Annotated in this window: 13 protein-coding genes; 9 read left to right on the forward strand and 4 right to left on the reverse strand. The window is 35.5% G+C overall.

Annotation, left to right across the window (positions count from 1 at the left end):
* Positions 1 to 78: 78 nt before the first annotated feature.
* The 4 genes from gldG to CGC58_RS11350 all read right to left on the reverse strand — a co-directional run bounded on the left by gldG (position 79) and on the right by CGC58_RS11350 (position 4,980).
* A complete protein-coding gene (gene gldG, locus CGC58_RS11335) occupies positions 79 to 1,761 on the reverse strand; it encodes a gliding motility-associated ABC transporter substrate-binding protein GldG (RefSeq protein WP_095896809.1) in 1,683 nt (560 codons plus the stop codon).
* On the reverse strand, positions 1,758 to 2,477 hold the full coding sequence (gene gldF / locus CGC58_RS11340; protein WP_095896810.1) for a gliding motility-associated ABC transporter permease subunit GldF: 720 nt from the start codon (positions 2,475 to 2,477) through the stop codon (positions 1,758 to 1,760). Before gldF ends, gldG begins: the two co-directional genes overlap by 4 nt.
* 113 nt (positions 2,478 to 2,590) lie before the next feature.
* Positions 2,591 to 4,156, reverse strand: coding sequence for a DUF4270 domain-containing protein (locus CGC58_RS11345; RefSeq protein ID WP_095896811.1), 1,566 nt, complete (start codon positions 4,154 to 4,156; stop codon positions 2,591 to 2,593).
* A 14-nt stretch (positions 4,157 to 4,170) separates the two neighbouring features.
* Complete coding sequence (locus CGC58_RS11350; RefSeq protein WP_095896812.1) at positions 4,171 to 4,980, reverse strand: glycogen/starch synthase; 810 nt, start codon at positions 4,978 to 4,980, stop codon at positions 4,171 to 4,173.
* A gap of 104 nt (positions 4,981 to 5,084) precedes the next feature.
* Between CGC58_RS11350 and panC the strand changes: the two genes are divergently transcribed.
* From panC to CGC58_RS11395, 9 genes are all read left to right on the forward strand, one after another.
* A complete protein-coding gene (gene panC / locus CGC58_RS11355; protein WP_095896813.1) occupies positions 5,085 to 5,930 on the forward strand; it encodes a pantoate--beta-alanine ligase in 846 nt (281 codons plus the stop codon).
* A gap of 168 nt (positions 5,931 to 6,098) precedes the next feature.
* Positions 6,099 to 7,097 carry a pyruvate dehydrogenase (acetyl-transferring) E1 component subunit alpha gene (gene pdhA, locus CGC58_RS11360; RefSeq protein ID WP_095896814.1) on the forward strand — a complete coding sequence of 333 codons (999 nt, stop codon included), beginning with the start codon at positions 6,099 to 6,101 and terminating at the stop codon, positions 7,095 to 7,097.
* 6 nt (positions 7,098 to 7,103) lie between these two features.
* Positions 7,104 to 8,696 carry a pyruvate dehydrogenase complex dihydrolipoamide acetyltransferase gene (locus CGC58_RS11365; protein ID WP_095896815.1) on the forward strand — a complete coding sequence of 531 codons (1,593 nt, stop codon included), beginning with the start codon at positions 7,104 to 7,106 and terminating at the stop codon, positions 8,694 to 8,696.
* 139 nt (positions 8,697 to 8,835) lie between these two features.
* A complete protein-coding gene (locus tag CGC58_RS11370; RefSeq protein ID WP_095896816.1) occupies positions 8,836 to 9,522 on the forward strand; it encodes a transporter in 687 nt (228 codons plus the stop codon).
* Positions 9,523 to 9,588: 66 nt separating this feature from the next.
* On the forward strand, positions 9,589 to 11,382 hold the full coding sequence (locus CGC58_RS11375; protein WP_095896817.1) for an AMP-dependent synthetase/ligase: 1,794 nt from the start codon (positions 9,589 to 9,591) through the stop codon (positions 11,380 to 11,382).
* Between the two features lie 43 nt (positions 11,383 to 11,425).
* Positions 11,426 to 12,115, forward strand: a complete 690-nt coding sequence (locus tag CGC58_RS11380) for a DNA alkylation repair protein (protein ID WP_095896818.1) — start codon at positions 11,426 to 11,428, stop codon at positions 12,113 to 12,115.
* Between the two features lie 103 nt (positions 12,116 to 12,218).
* Positions 12,219 to 13,997 (forward strand): acyl-CoA dehydrogenase family protein, encoded by a 1,779-nt coding sequence (locus tag CGC58_RS11385; protein ID WP_095896819.1) that lies wholly within the window; start codon positions 12,219 to 12,221, stop codon positions 13,995 to 13,997.
* Positions 13,998 to 14,215: 218 nt separating this feature from the next.
* Positions 14,216 to 16,726 (forward strand): type I DNA topoisomerase, encoded by a 2,511-nt coding sequence (gene topA / locus CGC58_RS11390; protein WP_095896820.1) that lies wholly within the window; start codon positions 14,216 to 14,218, stop codon positions 16,724 to 16,726.
* Between the two features lie 84 nt (positions 16,727 to 16,810).
* A complete protein-coding gene (locus tag CGC58_RS11395) occupies positions 16,811 to 17,431 on the forward strand; it encodes a hypothetical protein (RefSeq protein WP_095896821.1) in 621 nt (206 codons plus the stop codon).
* Positions 17,432 to 17,435: the final 4 nt, after the last annotated feature.

Here is a 17,435-nt window from a genome sequence, read left to right on the forward strand (position 1 = left end):
TTTTTTATACAGAAGATTTTTCGGAAATATTTAAAAAAATTAACATTTGAAATTTACTGATAATTTCAGCTAAAAGAACTATTTTTTCAAAATATTTCCTTTTTTGTAGAAAATCCGAACGATTATGGTTACCAAAAGAAATAATAAAAGGGGATACACGATACTTTTAATTTTCCAAGATTTCTGATTTTCAGCAACTTTCTCTCTGTCCAAAAAGGCTAATTGTACCTTTTTATTTCTCAGAATTAGGAAATTAGTGTCATCTAACAAGTAGTTAAGTGCATTTTGCAAGAATGCCTTATTGTCATAAAACTTGTTTGTCCATTTATCAAATCCCAATTCTAAAGGAACATTATCGCTAATATCATTTTTAATAATATCGCCATCGGAAACGATAATCATTTTAGTTGGTTTGCTTAGTTCTGTGTTGGTTTTCAGATCGATAGGACGAATTCTGTTTTTATAAACTGAAGTAAATTCTCCTTCCAAAAGTACAGCCGCAGGAATATTGCCAGTTTTATAAGCATTTTTATCTAATTTATTTACATCAATTTTAAGGCTGACTTCTCTTGGCGTGCCATCAGCTTTTGAAAATGGAGAGCTCGAAAGCAGAACAGTTTTTTTTATCCCGTTTTTGAGTGTATCAATGCTGTTGGCAAATTGCAATCGCGTAGCATCTAAGTGGTTGTTAATTAAGTGATTGTTGCTTGATAAAATCATAGGATTATATACCCAAGGAATGGGCATATAACGAGTTTGGCTACCTTCTCCGGTTGCAATTACGATTTGCGATGAGTATAAATCGTTGATGATTGTGTAATTAATTCGGAATCCGTATTGAAAAAATAAATCCGTAAGATTCAGATTTACAGGCATTGCCATTGTTGTTCCTGAAGGATTGTACAAATCACTAATGTCAATTTTTACATTATCAATGAGCCACAATACACGTCCGCCTTTCATTACAAATTGGTCAATAACTTGCTTTTGGGGGTCAGAAAAAGGTTCGGTAGGTTTGGCAACTATCAGTAAATCAAACTCATTGAGGTCTTTTAATGTTTTTTCTGCATTTGTACTTACAGAATCCAGAGTAAAAGGAGCAATGCGATAATATCCTTGAACAGATTTCAGAAAATCAGCCATATAGATATCCTCCAAAGTGCCATTGCTTTTTAACATTGCAATTTTTTTCTTCTTTTTTAAGGTTAGTTTGTGGAGGGCATCTGTTAAGCCATATTCTAATCGTTGTACCGAATTTTGAACACGTTCTTGGTCGTTTGTACCCAATTTGTTTACAAAAAGAGCTACTTTTTCCGATTTTTGTCCGTTATTTACAATTGCCCAAGGGAAAATGTATTCAACTGAGGATTTTCCTGCTTCGTTTTGAGATATTTGTAATGGATTTAGTCCGAAATTAATTAATTCTTGCAGAGCTTGCTCCGTATTTTCTTCATCTTCTAACGGATTTACGAAATTGAAATGAATATTATTGTTAAAAGCTGAATATTCTTCCAGAAGTTGTAACGTTTCGGTTTGTAATTTTTTAAATTCTGTTGGAATATTCCCTTTCAGAAGAACGTCAATCACTATGGGTTCGTGAATTTTTAATAATATTTTTTGTGTTGTCTCAGAAAGTGTATATCGTTTATCTTTTGTCAAATCCCAGCGAGTATGCCATTTTCCGGCAAGGAAATTGATGAAAAGCAACGCTAAAAAAGCAATAACAGCCTTCAATCCAATTTTATTTAAAAGAGCTTTCATAATTTGTAACTTTTTAAAGATAAGGTTGTTATATATAAGAAAAACGCGATAACAGAAAGAAAATAAATAATATTTCTGCTGTCAATAACACCACGACTGATAGCGTCAAAATGTGATTGAAATCCGATTTTTGAAAGATTTTCAGGGAAAATTAATTCTACGATTTGGTCTAATCCAAAAAAGAAAAAAAAGCACAGAAAAGCTGCCAACACAAACGAAATAATTTGGTTGTTACTTACCGATGAAGCCCATAATCCCACTGCTGCAAAAGAAGCAATAAGCAGAAAAAGAGCAATATATGACCCGATTGTACCCGCAATATCTAAATTTCCGACAGGGTTGCCTAAAATCCACACCATATATATATATATAACAGAAGGAATGAGTATGATGAGAAGCAGAAATAAAATTCCGAAATATTTTCCAAGCACAATTTGCAAGGTACTCACGGGCTTTGTGAATAGAAGTGTAAGCATTCCGCTACGTTTTTCTTCAGAGATGGAACGCATTGTAAGGGCTGGAACTAAAAATACAAAAATCCACGATGAAATCTTAAAAAATGGAAGTAAATCAGCAAAATTACTGTTGAAAATGTTGTATTCCGTTTTCAGAATCCATAAAAATAATCCGTTTAGTATAACAAATAACCCAATGACGGTAAAACCGATAGGGGAAGTAAAAAAGTAACGTATTTCTTTTTTGAATAATGCGTACATTTTAAATCAATTTTTAAAAATGAAGGCTTTATATTGTGAATGAGGTTTGAAATTTAAAATTCTGTTTACAAAATCTCAAACTTCAAACCTCAAATTCAAATTTCTAAAATAAATTATTTCAATTTAGTATAGTTTATTTTTAGCTGTAATCGTTTATCCTTATCAATATTTGGACTGTTTCCGTAAATAACTGTACTCAAGGGAGTTGAGAGTGAATTCATAGGGATGAATTTCTTTTCGTTTGATGAGTTCAGATATTTTGCAGACGAATTATTTTTAACATTTGAAGCAATCGCAACGCCCAAAGGAACATTTTCAGCATTGTTTTTTACAACATTCAAAATATGGTTGGTAATGCGAAGCTGATAATAAACCCCTTTACCATCTTTCTTTTGTAGTTTTCCTAAATGAACTATTTGAGCATTATCAGGTAAAGGAGAACTTGTTGTTGGGTCGTGCATATAATCAACCAAAACAGCTCCTGTTTTCGCATTATAAATGAAGATTCGTTCCGGTTCTTTACTATAGCCAAATGACTGATCTACATATAGAAATAAACTTGCATCCGTGATTAAAACATCTTTTTTACGAATTTCTGCCAATTCAGCATCTGTAAATAGTTTAAATTCAGCTGTTCTTCCTTGTGAACCACTCAAAAATATTCGTGATACATCATTCGGATTTGAATCGGCATTGATGGTTTCTTCCGAATTGTTCAAAAGATTTACCGTAATTCCGTTCAAGTTCATTTCATAACGGCTTGTGATTTTTTTATCTTTTTCGGAAGACGATTTGTAGGTGTAAACCAATTCTATTTTTGCTTTCGCCATATTTAAAAGCATCATTAAATCAGCTGAAAGATTGTCGGCTGAAATGGCAATACCTCTGAAATAGTTTTTAAAAACATTCTGGTTGGCAAGTTCGTTGCTTCCTTCTTTGTCTATTATTTTTTGTTGGAAGAAATCTGTTTTTAAAGCAATTCGTATTCCCGGAGCTAATACTTCTTCAGTGTTATTGGTATCTTTATCATCAGCCGAACTTCCTGATTTACTTCTTGTAATAGGCTTACTGCTAATGGTATATTTTGTGCTTTCCTTTATTAAAGAAGCTCCCAAATGACTATTAACATTCAAATCCGAATAATAAACTTGATTATTCAAATTCTCGTCAATATCTCTCAAAAAGTAGTTCAGCTCTTTCACATCTACTTGGAAAGAAGCTTTTGAATCCCCGTAAATAGAGTCCAATACGTATTCGGTATCTTTGAGATATGAAACTTTGTCTGAAAAACTATTAGGATTAAAAAACGGAATGTACAAATAGGCCTCAGTAACGGTTTCCTCTTCTTGTGATTTATTTGCGGTTTCAGTAAGCTGTGAATTAGCTCCGAAAGTAGGATTCTCTGAAGGTAAAAGTACCTGAGCAATGATGCTTGCTTTTTTTGTTCCGAAAGGTTCTTGTGTGTAGCTTCCTAAAAGATAACCTCCTAATCTGCTAGCCTGAACAGCCTTTTCTTTTACATTATTTACAGAAACAGTAGCTGTGTAAACACCTGTATCGTAGTTTGGATTTCCTAATAAATCACTTTCTATTTCCTTAAATGAATCATCAGAACAAGCACAGAAAATCGTTGATAATCCTGCAATTGCTAATGTTTTAAAACGTATTGTTTTATTCATATTTTATCTTCGTCTTATTTTTTTAAAATTTGCAAATAAAAATCTCGGTAAGATTCTTGAAAAGTTTCTTGGTCAGTGTTGTAAAGTATTGGCTTTTTAAGTCCTTTAAGGAAAGTACTAAAATCTTCAGACATTTCATCTCCCACAATAATCACTCCATCTGAATTTTTTGCCGCTACCTTCATTAAATTGAAATAGTTAGGTTCTTTCAAGGCGTCCGAAGCTCTGGAGCTGATGCCATCAAAGCTTACTTTATTAACCAAAGTAGCATCCAAATTACCCTCAAAATCTCTATTAAACACAGAAGTAATTATTTTACTTTCGTGGAAAATAGGCTCATCTTTGTAATAAGTCCTTAAATACAAAGGTAATAAGGAAGCTAACCAGCCGTGAATGTGAATAATATCAGGCAGCCAATTTAGTTTTTTAACAGTTTCTACTACACCTTTTGCGAAAAAAATACAGCGTTCGTCATTATCAGGGAATAATTCTCCGTTTTCGTCCGAAAAAGTAGCTTTCCTTTTGAAATATTCATCATTATCGATAAAATAAACTTGAATACGTTCCTTTGGTATGGAGGCAACCTTGATAATCAAGGGCACATCAATATCATTGATAACAATGTTCATCCCTGAGAGCCGAATTACTTCGTGAAGTTGGTGCCTTCTCTCATTGATATTTCCGAAGCGAGGCATAAAAATTCGTATCTGCCCACCATTGCTATTAACCATCCTTGGAGCTTCAAAAGACATTTTTGATATCTCATTTTCAGGAGAATAAGGCATTACTTCAGAAGATACAAAAAGCACTTTCTTATCTTTCATAAAGAGTAAATAGTTTTTTGTTAGCTTTGAAAGCTACAAAAGTACAAAAAAATATGCAGAAATCCACAAAAAATATATAAGTTTGCACGATAATTATTTAAAAGATGAGAATTTATACGCAACAAAAGGAGCTAAAAAACACAATTTCAACATATAAAAAAGAAGGTAAAACTATTGGGTTTGTTCCTACTATGGGAGCTTTGCATGAAGGGCATTTATCGTTGATTTCCAAATCTTTATCGGAGAATGATGTGACTATTATGAGCATTTTTGTAAACCCAACGCAGTTTAACAATGCAGAAGATTTGAAGAAATATCCACGAACGCTTGAAGCAGATGTTGAGAAAATAAAAAAAATTAGTGAAAAAGTAATTGTTTACGCTCCTAATGCAGAAGATATTTATGGCGAAAATGTGGTTTCTGAAAAATTTAATTTTGAAGGACTTGACAAGGTGATGGAAGGAGAATATCGTCCGGGGCATTTTGATGGAGTGGGGACAGTAGTGAAGAAACTTTTTGAGATTGTAACTCCGGATAAAGCTTATTTTGGAGAAAAAGATTATCAACAACTACTCATTATCAAGAAGATGGTTACTCAAACACAGTTGCCCGTTCAGGTGATTGGTTGCCCCATTATTCGAGATGAAAAAGGATTGGCTTTAAGTTCAAGAAATCAGAGACTTAGCAAGGAAAGGCAAGCTGAGGCTACTTACATTTATCAAGTGCTACAAGAGGTTAAAAATCAGTTTGAAACAAAAAATCCTATTGAAATTGGAGATTGGGTTAAAAAACAGTTTGAAGCCAAAGAAGGGTTTGATTTAGAGTACTTTATTATAGCTGAGGCAGATACATTAGCCGAAATCACAAAAAAAGAATCAGGCAAAAAATATAGGTCTTTCATCGTTGTGTACGTAGATGGAGTTCGTTTGATAGACAATTTGGAAATTTAAATGAAGACTCAAACGAGTTAAAAGATATTTTTTTGCTATTTTATTTTGAAAAAAAGCAGATTTTTCGCACCTTTGCAAATATTTCTGATAATTCAATAGTTTTTTATCTAAATATTTGAATATTAATTATTTAAAAATAGATTATATCATACTAAAATATAAAGGCAAATGAAAAAAATTGATAAAGATGTGTACCTGAAGTGGTATGAGGATATGCTTTTTTGGAGAAAGTTTGAAGACAAACTTGCTGCAGTTTACATCCAACAAAAAGTAAGAGGATTCCTACACTTGTACAACGGGCAGGAAGCTATCGTTGCGGGTTGTATGCACGTTATTGATCCTAAAAAAGATAAGATGATTACCTCTTACCGTAACCACGTTCATCCAATTGCTTTAGGTGTTGACCCTAAGAGAGTTATGGCTGAGTTGTACGGAAAAGCTACGGGAACTTCACAAGGATTGGGAGGGTCAATGCACATCTTCTCAAAAGAACATAACTTTTACGGCGGGCACGGTATCGTTGGAGGGCAAATTCCGTTAGGAGCAGGTTTGGCTTTCGCTGATAAGTACTTTGACAGAAAGGCAGTTACATTGACTTTTATGGGAGATGGTGCTGTTCGTCAAGGAGCTTTCCACGAAACACTTAACTTGGCAATGCTTTGGAAATTACCTGTGGTATTCATCATTGAAAACAATCATTACGCAATGGGAACTTCAGTGGAAAGAACTGCAAATCACGTAGATATCTGGAAACTTGGTTTGGGTTACGAAATGCCTTGCGGACCTGTTGACGGAATGAATCCTGTGAAAGTTGCCGAAGCAGTTTATGAAGCAGTGGAAAGAGCAAGACGTGGTGACGGACCTACTCTTTTGGATATCAGAACGTATCGTTATCGTGGGCACTCAATGTCCGACGCTCAACACTATCGTACTAAAGAAGAAGTGGAAGAATACAAAAAAATCGACCCAATTACTCAAGTTCTTGACGTGATTAAAGCTAAGAAATATGCTTCTGAAGCTGAAATTGAGGCAATTGATGAACGAGTTAAACAACTTGTAGCTGAATGCGAGAAGTTTGCAGAAGAATCTCCATTCCCGGCCAAAAACGTAATGTACGATACTGTTTACGAACAAGAAAATTATCCTTTTTTATCTCATAAATTATAATAAAAAATGGCAGAAATAATCAATATGCCACGATTGAGCGACACAATGGAAGAAGGAGTTGTTGCAAAGTGGCTAAAAAAAGTAGGTGATAAAGTAAGCGAAGGTGATATTTTAGCAGAAATCGAAACCGATAAAGCTACAATGGAATTCGAGTCGTTTTATTCGGGAACATTGTTGTATATCGGGCTTCAGGAAGGAGAAACAGCTCCTGTGGATTCCTTGTTGGCAATCGTCGGAAAAGAAGGAGAAGATATTTCAGCATTAATAAACGGAGGTTCAGCTCCTCAGCCTGCTTCACAATCTGAAGAAGCACCAAAAACTGAAACACCTGCAACAGAAGTAACTGTTCCATCAGGAGTAGAGGTGGTGACTATGCCACGTTTGAGCGATACAATGACCGAAGGAACGGTGGCTACTTGGCTGAAAAAAGTAGGTGACAAAGTAAGCGAAGGAGATATCTTGGCAGAAATCGAAACCGATAAAGCTACGATGGAGTTTGAGTCGTTCTACTCAGGTACATTATTATATATAGGTATAAAGGAAGGTGAGTCGGCAGCTGTGGATTCTTTGTTGGCTATCGTTGGTCCTGCCGGAACTGATGTAAGTGCTATTGTTGCTGGTGGAGGAAAAGTTTCAGCTCCTGCACCTAAATCGGAGGAAAAGCTAGAAGAGAAAAAAGCAGAGGCTTCGACTCCTGTATCTAATTCTAATACAGCTAATAACGAACGTATTTTTGCTTCTCCGTTAGCTAAAAAAATCGCACAGGAAAAAGGCATTAACCTTGCACAAGTAAAAGGTTCTGGCGAAAATGGACGTATTACCAAAAAAGATGTGGAAGGATTTACGCCATCTGCGACAACACCGTCGGTACAAAGTAGTGCTTCTGCACCAGTGGCTGCGTTCGCTCCAGTAGGACAAGAAGCCGTGGAAGAGGTTAAAAATTCGCAAATGCGTAAAACCATTGCTAAACGTCTTTCCGAATCGAAATTTACAGCTCCGCACTATTATTTGACTATCGAAATCGATATGGAAAATGCGATGGCTTCACGTGTACAAATCAATAACATACCTGATACTAAGGTATCTTTCAATGATATGGTTGTGAAAGCGTGTGCGATGGCACTTAAAAAACATCCGCAAGTAAACACTTCTTGGAAAGGTGATGTTACGGTTTACAACAAACACGTACACATTGGCGTTGCAGTTGCTGTGGAAGATGGTTTGGTAGTACCGGTGCTTAGATTTGCCGACCAATTGAGCCTTACACAAATCGGCGGACAGGTAAAAGATTTGGCAGGAAAAGCAAGAAATAAAAAATTAGCTCCAACCGAAATGGAAGGAAGTACATTTACAGTTTCTAACTTAGGAATGTTTGGTATTGAGTCATTTACGTCAATTATCAATCAACCTAATTCGGCAATTTTGTCCGTGGGAGCTATTGTAGAAAAACCTGTTGTGAAAGAAGGGCAAATTGTGGTAGGGCATACAATGAAAGTTACATTAGCGTGCGACCATCGTACAGTTGATGGAGCTACGGGAGCTCAGTTCCTGCAAACGCTCAAAACCTACATTGAAAATCCTGTAACAATGTTAGCTTAGGAATTTTTGAAAGATTACCATAATTGAAAAATGCAAGTCTGTTAATTCGGATTTGCATTTTTTTATTTGCTGATTATTAGGAAAAATGAATAAAAAGCTATTCTTTTGCATAAGTTTTAGGTGATAAGTTAAATTTGAGATGAAAAAAACGTACTTATTATTTCTGTTATTGCTAACATCAACGTTGTATTCTCAGCAAATTGATGATATAAATACCGATCGTCCAGACCAAAGTGAAGGGGTTTATACACTTCCGAAAAATAAATTTCAGCTGGAAGATGGTTTTACTTTTTCCGATGAAAGTATTTCCAATAATTTGATGTTACGTTATGGAATTTTTAACGGAACTGAAGTTCGATTATCTTCTGATTTTGAGAAAAATAAATCGGAAAATGTTGAAATAGATAATTTCGTTTTGAGTTTCAAACAACGCATTTTGGAAGAAAAAAACTATCTTCCTGCGATTACTTTGGTTGGTTATTTGACTTACAAAAATCCTATAAAAGAATGGCAAACAGACGTTTATTTGGCTTTTGAGAATAATATTTCTGAGAAGTTTGTCCTTTGCTATAATGTCGGAACATCAAATTTTTTCCGAGAGTTGAACGTTACAACTCAATTTGGTTATTCAGTTACAAAAGATTTATACACTTTTTTAGAATATTTTGCCACTTTCGGGAATCAACTTCCGTTGCATAATTTTGATACAGGATTATTATATTGTATAACTTCTGATTTTCAGATTGATGTGGCTTTTGGTCGTTCTATTTTTAACGAAAATTCAAATTGGTTTGTAAGCACAGGATTTGCATATCGATTTTTTTAATGCGGGCTATCCGTCATACGTATTATTTTTTTTCTTATCTTTGCCTCTTCAAATAGATTATTTGTAATGAACTTATTATCATATCATTATACTTCTGTTCTTCACGATAATGTGGAAAAATTTGGGCACAAAAAAGCTTTAATGAGCAAAGTTGAGCAAAATTGGGAAGGAATCACTTGGAATGAGTTAGGTAAAGTGACCGATTTGCTCTCAAAATCATTGTTACATTTTGGCGTTCAAGCTCAGGAAACCGTTGGGATTTTTTCTCAAAATATGCCCAAATGGACGATTACGGATTTTGCCAGTTTGCAAGTCAGAGCAATACCTGTCCCTATTTATGCTACAAATACTTCAGAACAAGCTCTTTACGTGCTGAATCACGCAGAAGTGAAAATATTGTTCGTAGGTGATACGGAGCAATATGAGAAAGCTTTGGAGGTAGCCGAAAAATGTGCTTCTTTACAGAAAATAGTTGTTTTTAAAGAAGATATTGAGCTTAAAGAAGACAAATATTCAATCCGATGGAGTGATTTTTTAGAGTTTGGTAAGACAGATATTTACAACGAAGAATTTCAAAAAAGGATTGCAGACAAAAGGTTAGATGACTTATTTACAATAATATACACTTCAGGAACCACGGGTGAGCCTAAGGGAGTAATGTTGGATTATGAGAATTTGGCTTATCAGTTAATCGGGCACGATATAAGGCTTGAAATATCGGACAAGGACGAATCGTTAGCATTTTTGCCTTTGTCGCACGTTTTTGAAAGAGCTTGGACGTATTATTCATTATATAAGGGTGCGACGGTTTATTATTTGGAAAATCCGAATAATATTAAAAGTGCGTTGGAGGAAGTAAGACCAACCGTAATGTGTGCTGTTCCAAGGTTTTACGAAAAAATATTTGCTACGGTTCACGACAGAGTGGATAGCTCTTCTTTCGTGAAGAAAATGATATTTGCCTTTGCTGTAAAAACGGGAAGAAAAGTATTGAAAATTAATCAAGAAGGTAAGAAAGTTTCTTGGTGGTTGAAAAAAGCACATAACATATCCGATAAGTTAGTATATTCGAAATTAAAACAATCATTGGGCGGACGGATTCGTTTTATGCCTTGTGGCGGAGCGAATTTGGAACCAAGTATTGGGCGTTTTTTCCATTCGATAGGAGTGAACGTGAAATTGGGATATGGAATGACTGAAACCCTTGCTACAGTGTCCTGCTGGGATAACGTAGATTTTGAAATTCAGTCAGTTGGCTCAATAATGCCAAATGCAGAAGTTAAAATCGGGGCAGATAATGAAATTTTGGTTAAGGGAGGAATGGTAATGAAAGGATATTACAAAAATCCTGAAGAAACTAAAAAAGTATTTACGGAGGACGGCTTCTTAAAAACGGGTGATGCGGGTAATTTGGATGCACAAAATAACATATATATCACCGACAGAATCAAGGAGTTAATGAAAACTTCTAACGGAAAATATATCGCTCCGCAACACATTGAAGGAAAAGTCGGGAAGTACAATCTTATAAATCAAATTGCAGTAATTGCAGACGGCAAAAAGTTTGTTTCTGCTTTGATTGTGCCTAATTTTGAGATGCTTACGCAAGCTCTTCAGGAGTTAAACATCAAGTGTAAATCAACAACGGAACTTTTGAAAAACAGCCAAGTAATTGATTATATTACAAAACAATTACAGAAGTTTCAAAATGATTTGCCTGATTATGAGAAAATTAAGAAATTCACATTACTTCCTGATGCCTTTTCAATTGAAAGGAACGAAATCACACCTACGCTAAAACTCAAACGTAAAGTGATTTATGCAAATTACAGCAAAGAAATCGAAGCAATGTACAAGTAAAAAATAAGGACGGAAGTAATTCTGTCCTTTTTCTTTTATTAATATGGAAACAATTGAAAAACAAGTCAGAAAGGAGTTATTTCTGTTGAAAGATGAAGATTATAAAAAATTCACTTCCAAGTTAATTCCTACAATTTCTCCGGATAAAATTATTGGAATCAGAGTTCCGGCATTGAGAAAGTTTGCCAAGGATTTTTCTAAACAGAAGGAAAGTTTCCTATATCTTGACTTACCTTCTCATTTTTATTTTGAGGAAAACAATTTACACGCTTTTCTGATAGAAAATTTGAAAGATTATAATCTTGCGATGGAATATACCGAGAAATTTCTTCCAAATATAGATAATTGGGCAACTTGCGATACGTTTTCTCCAAAAGTTTTCAAAAAATACCCAAATCAAGTATATGAAAAAATAAGGAAATGGCTGAAAAGTGATGAAATTTACACGATTAGATATGCAATTGGGTTGCTTTTAACCAATTTTCTTGATGAAAATTTTGAAAAAGAGATGCTTCGTTTGGTTGCAAACGTAAAAAGCGAAGAGTATTATGTGAATATGATGATAGCTTGGTATTTTGCTACAGCTATGGCAAAACAACCCGAAGAAACTCTTTTTATCATTGAGGAAAAGTCTCTGAGTAAGTTTGTACAAAATAAATCCATTCAAAAAGCTAAAGAAAGTCGCAGAATAAGCGATGAAACTAAGAAATATTTAGAAACGCTAAAAGTTTGATATTTTCAGTTTGAAGATAAAAAAAACGGATAAAAAATTCCGATTTTCATATTTTTTTGTTACATTTGTGGCAAGAGAGTCTAATTTTTTAACTTAAAAATATATGGAAACAACCAGAGGAGGAGAGTTCTTAGTAAAAGAAACCCTATGTGAAAACGTTTTTACACCCGAAGATTTTTCAGAAGAACAAATCTTGATGCGGGACACGGTTAAGGAATTCATAGATAAAGAAATTTATCCGAATAAGCCTCGTTTTGAGCGGAAGGATTATGGTTATACCATAGAAATGATGCGGAAAATCGGCGAGATGGGTCTGTTAGGGATAGCTGTTCCTGAGCAATACGGCGGACTTGGAATGGGATTTGTTACCTCATCGGTTGTGTGTGACTATATTTCGGGAGCAACCGGCTCATTTGCAACTGCTTTTGGTGCACACACAGGAATTGGAACAATGCCGATTCTGCTTTATGGAACGGAGGAGCAAAAGCAAAAATATCTTCCAAAATTGGCAACAGGCGAAGCCTTTGGAGCTTATTGCTTAACGGAGCCTGAAGCTGGTTCTGACGCTAACGCAGGAAAAACAAAAGCGGAGCTTTCTCCCGATGGAAAACATTATATCCTCAATGGTCAAAAAATGTGGATTTCAAATGCCGGATTTGCTACAATATTGACAGTATTTGCACGTATAAATGACGACAAAAATATAACTGCGTTTGTTGTGGAGTACGACCCATCCGACCCCAATGGGATAACTTTAGGCGAGGAGGAACATAAGTTGGGAATACACGCTTCATCTACCCGACAGATATTTTTTAATAACACGAAAGTACCAGTTGAAAACATTCTTTCGGAGAGAAATAACGGCTTCAAAATAGCACTTAATGTGCTGAATATCGGTCGTATAAAGCTTTCTGTTGCTACTTTGGATGCTCAGCGTCGTATTCTTGAAAATTCTGTAAATTATGCCAAAGAACGTGTTCAGTTTGGTACACATATTATTGAATTTGGGGCGATTAAAGAAAAAATAGCAGAAATAGCAAGTAATTTGTATGCTGGAGAGGCGGCTGTGTACAGAACCCTGAAAGAGATTGAAAATAGAATGGAAATCAGGAAGTCTGAAGGAAATCCTACAAATGAAGCCGAACTGAAAAGTATTGAAGAATATGCCATTGAGTGTTCCATTTTGAAAGTGATGCTCTCGGGAGATATTCAGCGAAGTAGCGATGAGGGAATTCAAATCTTTGGAGGAATGGGATACTCTGCCGAGGTGCCTATGGAAAGTGCTTGGCGTGATGCTCGTATTACACGAATTTACGAGGGTACTAATGAAATTAACCGAATGCTTTCAGTAGGGATGCTCATCAAAAAAGCTATGAAAGGACACGTGGACTTACTAACTCCCGCAATGGCAGTCAAAGATGAATTGATGGGAATTCCTTCTTTTGAAATTCCTGATTTTTCGGAAATAATGTCGGAAGAGAAGGAGATAATTTCTCGTTTGAAAAAGGTTTTCTTGATGGTTTCAGGGTTTGCTATTCAAAAATACGGAACTGATTTGGAAAAACACCAACTACTATTAATGGCGGCTTCTGATATTATGATGGAGGTTTATATAGCTGAATCGGCAATATTGCGAACAGAGAAAAACGTGAAACGATTTGGTGAGGAAAGTCAAAAAGCACAAATAGCGATGACCAAACTGCGTTTATATCAGTCTGTTGAAAAAATAATTACCCGAGCTAAGGAAGGGATAATTTCTTTCAGCGAAGGCGATGAACAAAGAATGTTACTGATGGGCTTGAAACGCTTTACTAAGTATCATAATTATCCGAAAATCATCGATTTAAAAGAATTTATCGCGGAAGAAATCAGCAAAAAATAAAAAAATTGTTCTTGAATCATTGATGTTGAAAACTCTATCGAAGTTTATTTTACAAGGCTTTGGTAGAGTTTTTCTTTTTGTTTTTTCAAAAGAATCGATTATTTTTTGATGATTATTTTGTTTTTAATGCTTCTTTAAGCCAAAATTCTGATTTTAAGAATAATTTAATTTTCAAATACCAATTAAATTACTATTTTTGCCGACCAAAAGTTAGTAATATGGCTAAAAACGTAGTAATTGTAGAGTCGCCTGCGAAGGCAAAAACCATTGAAAAATTTTTAGGGAAAGATTTTAAAGTAGTATCAAGCTACGGACATATCGTTGATTTACCTTCCAAAGAATTGGGCGTAGATATTGAAAATGACTTCAAACCTAAATACTTGGTATCCAGTGATAAAAAAGCAGTTGTTAAGGAATTAAAAACACTTACTCAAAAAGCCGAAACGGTTTGGTTAGCAAGCGATGAGGACCGCGAGGGAGAGGCTATTTCTTGGCACTTGTCCGAAACTTTAAAATTAAAACCTGAAAATACAAAACGTATTGTTTTTAACTCTATTACAAAATCTGCGATTGAAAAAGCCATCCAAAATCCGAGAGGAATTGATTACAATTTGGTAAATGCCCAGCAAGCACGCCGTGTATTGGACAGACTTGTAGGGTACGAACTTTCACCGGTGCTTTGGAAAAAAGTTAAAAGCGGACTTTCGGCAGGACGAGTTCAATCGGTTTCTGTGAGGCTGATTGTAGAAAGAGAACGTGAAATTCAAGATTTTAAAACTAATTTCTCCTACAAAATAACAGCAGAATTTGCTAATTCCGAAGGGAAAACGTTTAAAGCAACTCTTCCAAAATCATTCGATACGTTGGAGGAAGCCAAACAATTTTTGGAAAAAAATATCGGAGCAAACTTTAAAATAGCTTCTTTAGAAACAAAACCTGCGAAAAAATCGCCTGCACCTCCTTTTACTACTTCAACATTACAGCAAGAGGCTTCTCGAAAGTTATACTTCTCAGTAAGTAAAACAATGATGATTGCACAGCGTTTGTACGAATCAGGTTTTATAACGTATATGCGTACCGACAGTACCAATCTTTCACAGGAGGCGATAAACACTGCAAAAAATGCCATAATCGGAATATACGGAAACCAATACAGTCAGGTTCGCAATTTTGCCACAAAAACAAAAGGAGCTCAGGAAGCACACGAAGCCATTCGCCCTACGGATATGACACGTACTACCATTTCCGGGGAGAGTGACCAAGTTCGTTTGTATGAGCTTATCTGGAAACGCACGATTGCCTCACAAATGGCTGATGCTCAGCTTGAGCGAACTAACGTTAAAATCGAAGCAGATAAACATAATGAGCTTTTTACAGCCAGCGGAGAAATGATTCGCTTTGACGGATTTTTAAAAGTATATCTCGAAGGAAGTGACGACGAGGAGGAAGAACAAGAAGGAATGTTACCAACTTTGAAAAAGGGAGAATCCGTTAGCAATAACAACATTGTTGCCACACAGAGGTTTACACGTCCGCCGGCTCGCTACACCGAGGCTTCTTTGGTAAAGAAGTTGGAAGAATTAGGGATAGGACGCCCGTCAACATATGCACCTACAATTTCAACAATTCAAAATAGGGGTTATGTAGAGCGTAGCTCATTTGAGGGAGAGGAAAGAAAATACGAGCAGCTTGTTCTTTCCAAAGAAACAGTAAAACAAAAAACTCTTACGGAAAAAGTAGGAGCCGACAAAGGCAAATTAATCCCTACTGATATAGGAATTGTTGTAAATGATTTCTTGGTGGCTAATTTTGAGACCATTATGGACTACAACTTTACTGCCAAAGTAGAGGGAAGCTTTGATAACATCGCAGAAGGCACTGAAAATTGGACGGAGATGTTGCAGCGTTTCTATACGCATTTCCATCCTGTTGTGGAGAATGTTGAAAAAAATGCAGGAAGGGAAACAGGTGAGCGTGTTTTAGGAATCGACCCGAAATCAGGACGACCACTGAGCGTTCGCTTAGGACGCTTCGGAGCAATGGCTCAAATAGGAACAAATGAAGACGAACAAAAACCACTTTTCGCAAGCCTTCATTCGGGAATGTCAATCGAAACCATTACTTTTGAAGAAGCTTTGAAACTCTTTGAACTCCCCAGAAAATTGGGCATTATCGACGGAAAAGAGGTTGATGTAAATGTAGGAAGGTTCGGACCCTATGTGCGTTACGGAGATACTTTTATTTCTTTGGAAAAAGGAGAAGATATCTTCAGTGTAACCATCGAACGAGCTCAAGAACTTATTTCACAAAAGAAAAAAGCCGATGCACCTATCGCATTTTATCAGGATATGGAAGTTACCAAAGGAACAGGCAGATTCGGACCGTTTATAAAATGGAATAACATTTTTATCAATGTCAGCAAAAAATATGATTTTGATAATCTTTCACAGCAAGATATCGAAGAATTAATAGAAAATAAATTGCAAAAAGAATCGGAGAAAGTGGTGAAGGAATGGGAAGATGGCACCATCCGATTGGAAAAAGCACGTTGGGGACGCTATAATTTAATAAAAGGCAAAACCAAAATAGAATTGCCAAAGGAAACCGACGTTGAGGCATTCACTTTAGAACAAGCTACAGCCTTGATTGCCGAAAAAACTCCGAAAACAAAAACGGCTTCAAAGGTTGCAAAAACAAAAAAGACAGCCACAAAAACGAAGAAAAAATAATAAGATTAAAACTTTGACAAATTATTTGTTTGTCAAAGTTTTTTTTATGAAATTATTTCAAAAACTTTTTTTAAAACAAAAAATATGAAAAACCAAGACGAATTCACATACACGGAGGCTTATTTCAGAAAAAACAGGCACATAAAATATCAATTGATGGCGAAGCTCACGCATTTCTCCTACCTTAACATTTGGAGAGACTTGGAGTACGAGTTTCTCAATTCAAATTTTTCTTCGTACGAAGAAGCGGAGGAATTCGCCGATGACATAAGTTTTTTTCTGGGAAAAGAACTTTCCGTCAGTCATATTCTTTCTTCGGCAGATGAAATTTCAAACAGAATTATCGATTACACACAACGGGCTAAAGAAATTCAAGAAGAAATAGTCGCAAATTTTCATATTCTTCACTTTACGGTGGAAGATTTTCACTTTCTGGTAACTTTTGAGCCAAGTTTGTACAGATTTTTAAGAGCTTGGGGAATGCACATCGTGAAAATATATGAAACTGTGGCTCAATACACTTTGGGCAACATATCCAAACAAGAATGCGAGAGCAAAATAAAAGAATTTCGTCAAAATCAGTTTCGAGAAATGCCCAAACAATCATTGAAGGACGCAACCGGCTTATTGACGAAATTATTTTGGATGGTTTACAAAAGATACCTCAGGAAAAGGCAAATGGCAAAAGAAATGGGCTGGGATTAAAAGT

Origin of the sequence: Capnocytophaga stomatis (assembly GCF_002302635.1) — a bacterium.
Classification (GTDB): domain Bacteria; phylum Bacteroidota; class Bacteroidia; order Flavobacteriales; family Flavobacteriaceae; genus Capnocytophaga; species Capnocytophaga stomatis.

Bases quoted from the DNA above. Each gene is read 5' to 3' on its own strand.
- panC (WP_095896813.1), top strand. From the start codon at position 5,085: ATGAGAATTTATACGCAACAAAAGGAGCTAAAAAACACAATTTCAACA.
- CGC58_RS11380 (WP_095896818.1), top strand. From the start codon at position 11,426: ATGGAAACAATTGAAAAACAAGTCAGAAAGGAGTTATTTCTGTTGAAA.
- CGC58_RS11375 (WP_095896817.1), top strand. From the start codon at position 9,589: ATGAACTTATTATCATATCATTATACTTCTGTTCTTCACGATAATGTG.
- CGC58_RS11350 (WP_095896812.1), bottom strand. From the start codon at position 4,980: ATGAAAGATAAGAAAGTGCTTTTTGTATCTTCTGAAGTAATGCCTTAT.
- CGC58_RS11345 (WP_095896811.1), bottom strand. From the start codon at position 4,156: ATGAATAAAACAATACGTTTTAAAACATTAGCAATTGCAGGATTATCA.
- CGC58_RS11370 (WP_095896816.1), top strand. From the start codon at position 8,836: ATGAAAAAAACGTACTTATTATTTCTGTTATTGCTAACATCAACGTTG.
- gldG (WP_095896809.1), bottom strand. From the start codon at position 1,761: ATGAAAGCTCTTTTAAATAAAATTGGATTGAAGGCTGTTATTGCTTTT.
- CGC58_RS11385 (WP_095896819.1), top strand. From the start codon at position 12,219: ATGGAAACAACCAGAGGAGGAGAGTTCTTAGTAAAAGAAACCCTATGT.
- CGC58_RS11395 (WP_095896821.1), top strand. From the start codon at position 16,811: ATGAAAAACCAAGACGAATTCACATACACGGAGGCTTATTTCAGAAAA.
- pdhA (WP_095896814.1), top strand. From the start codon at position 6,099: ATGAAAAAAATTGATAAAGATGTGTACCTGAAGTGGTATGAGGATATG.
- gldF (WP_095896810.1), bottom strand. From the start codon at position 2,477: ATGTACGCATTATTCAAAAAAGAAATACGTTACTTTTTTACTTCCCCT.
- CGC58_RS11365 (WP_095896815.1), top strand. From the start codon at position 7,104: ATGGCAGAAATAATCAATATGCCACGATTGAGCGACACAATGGAAGAA.
- topA (WP_095896820.1), top strand. From the start codon at position 14,216: ATGGCTAAAAACGTAGTAATTGTAGAGTCGCCTGCGAAGGCAAAAACC.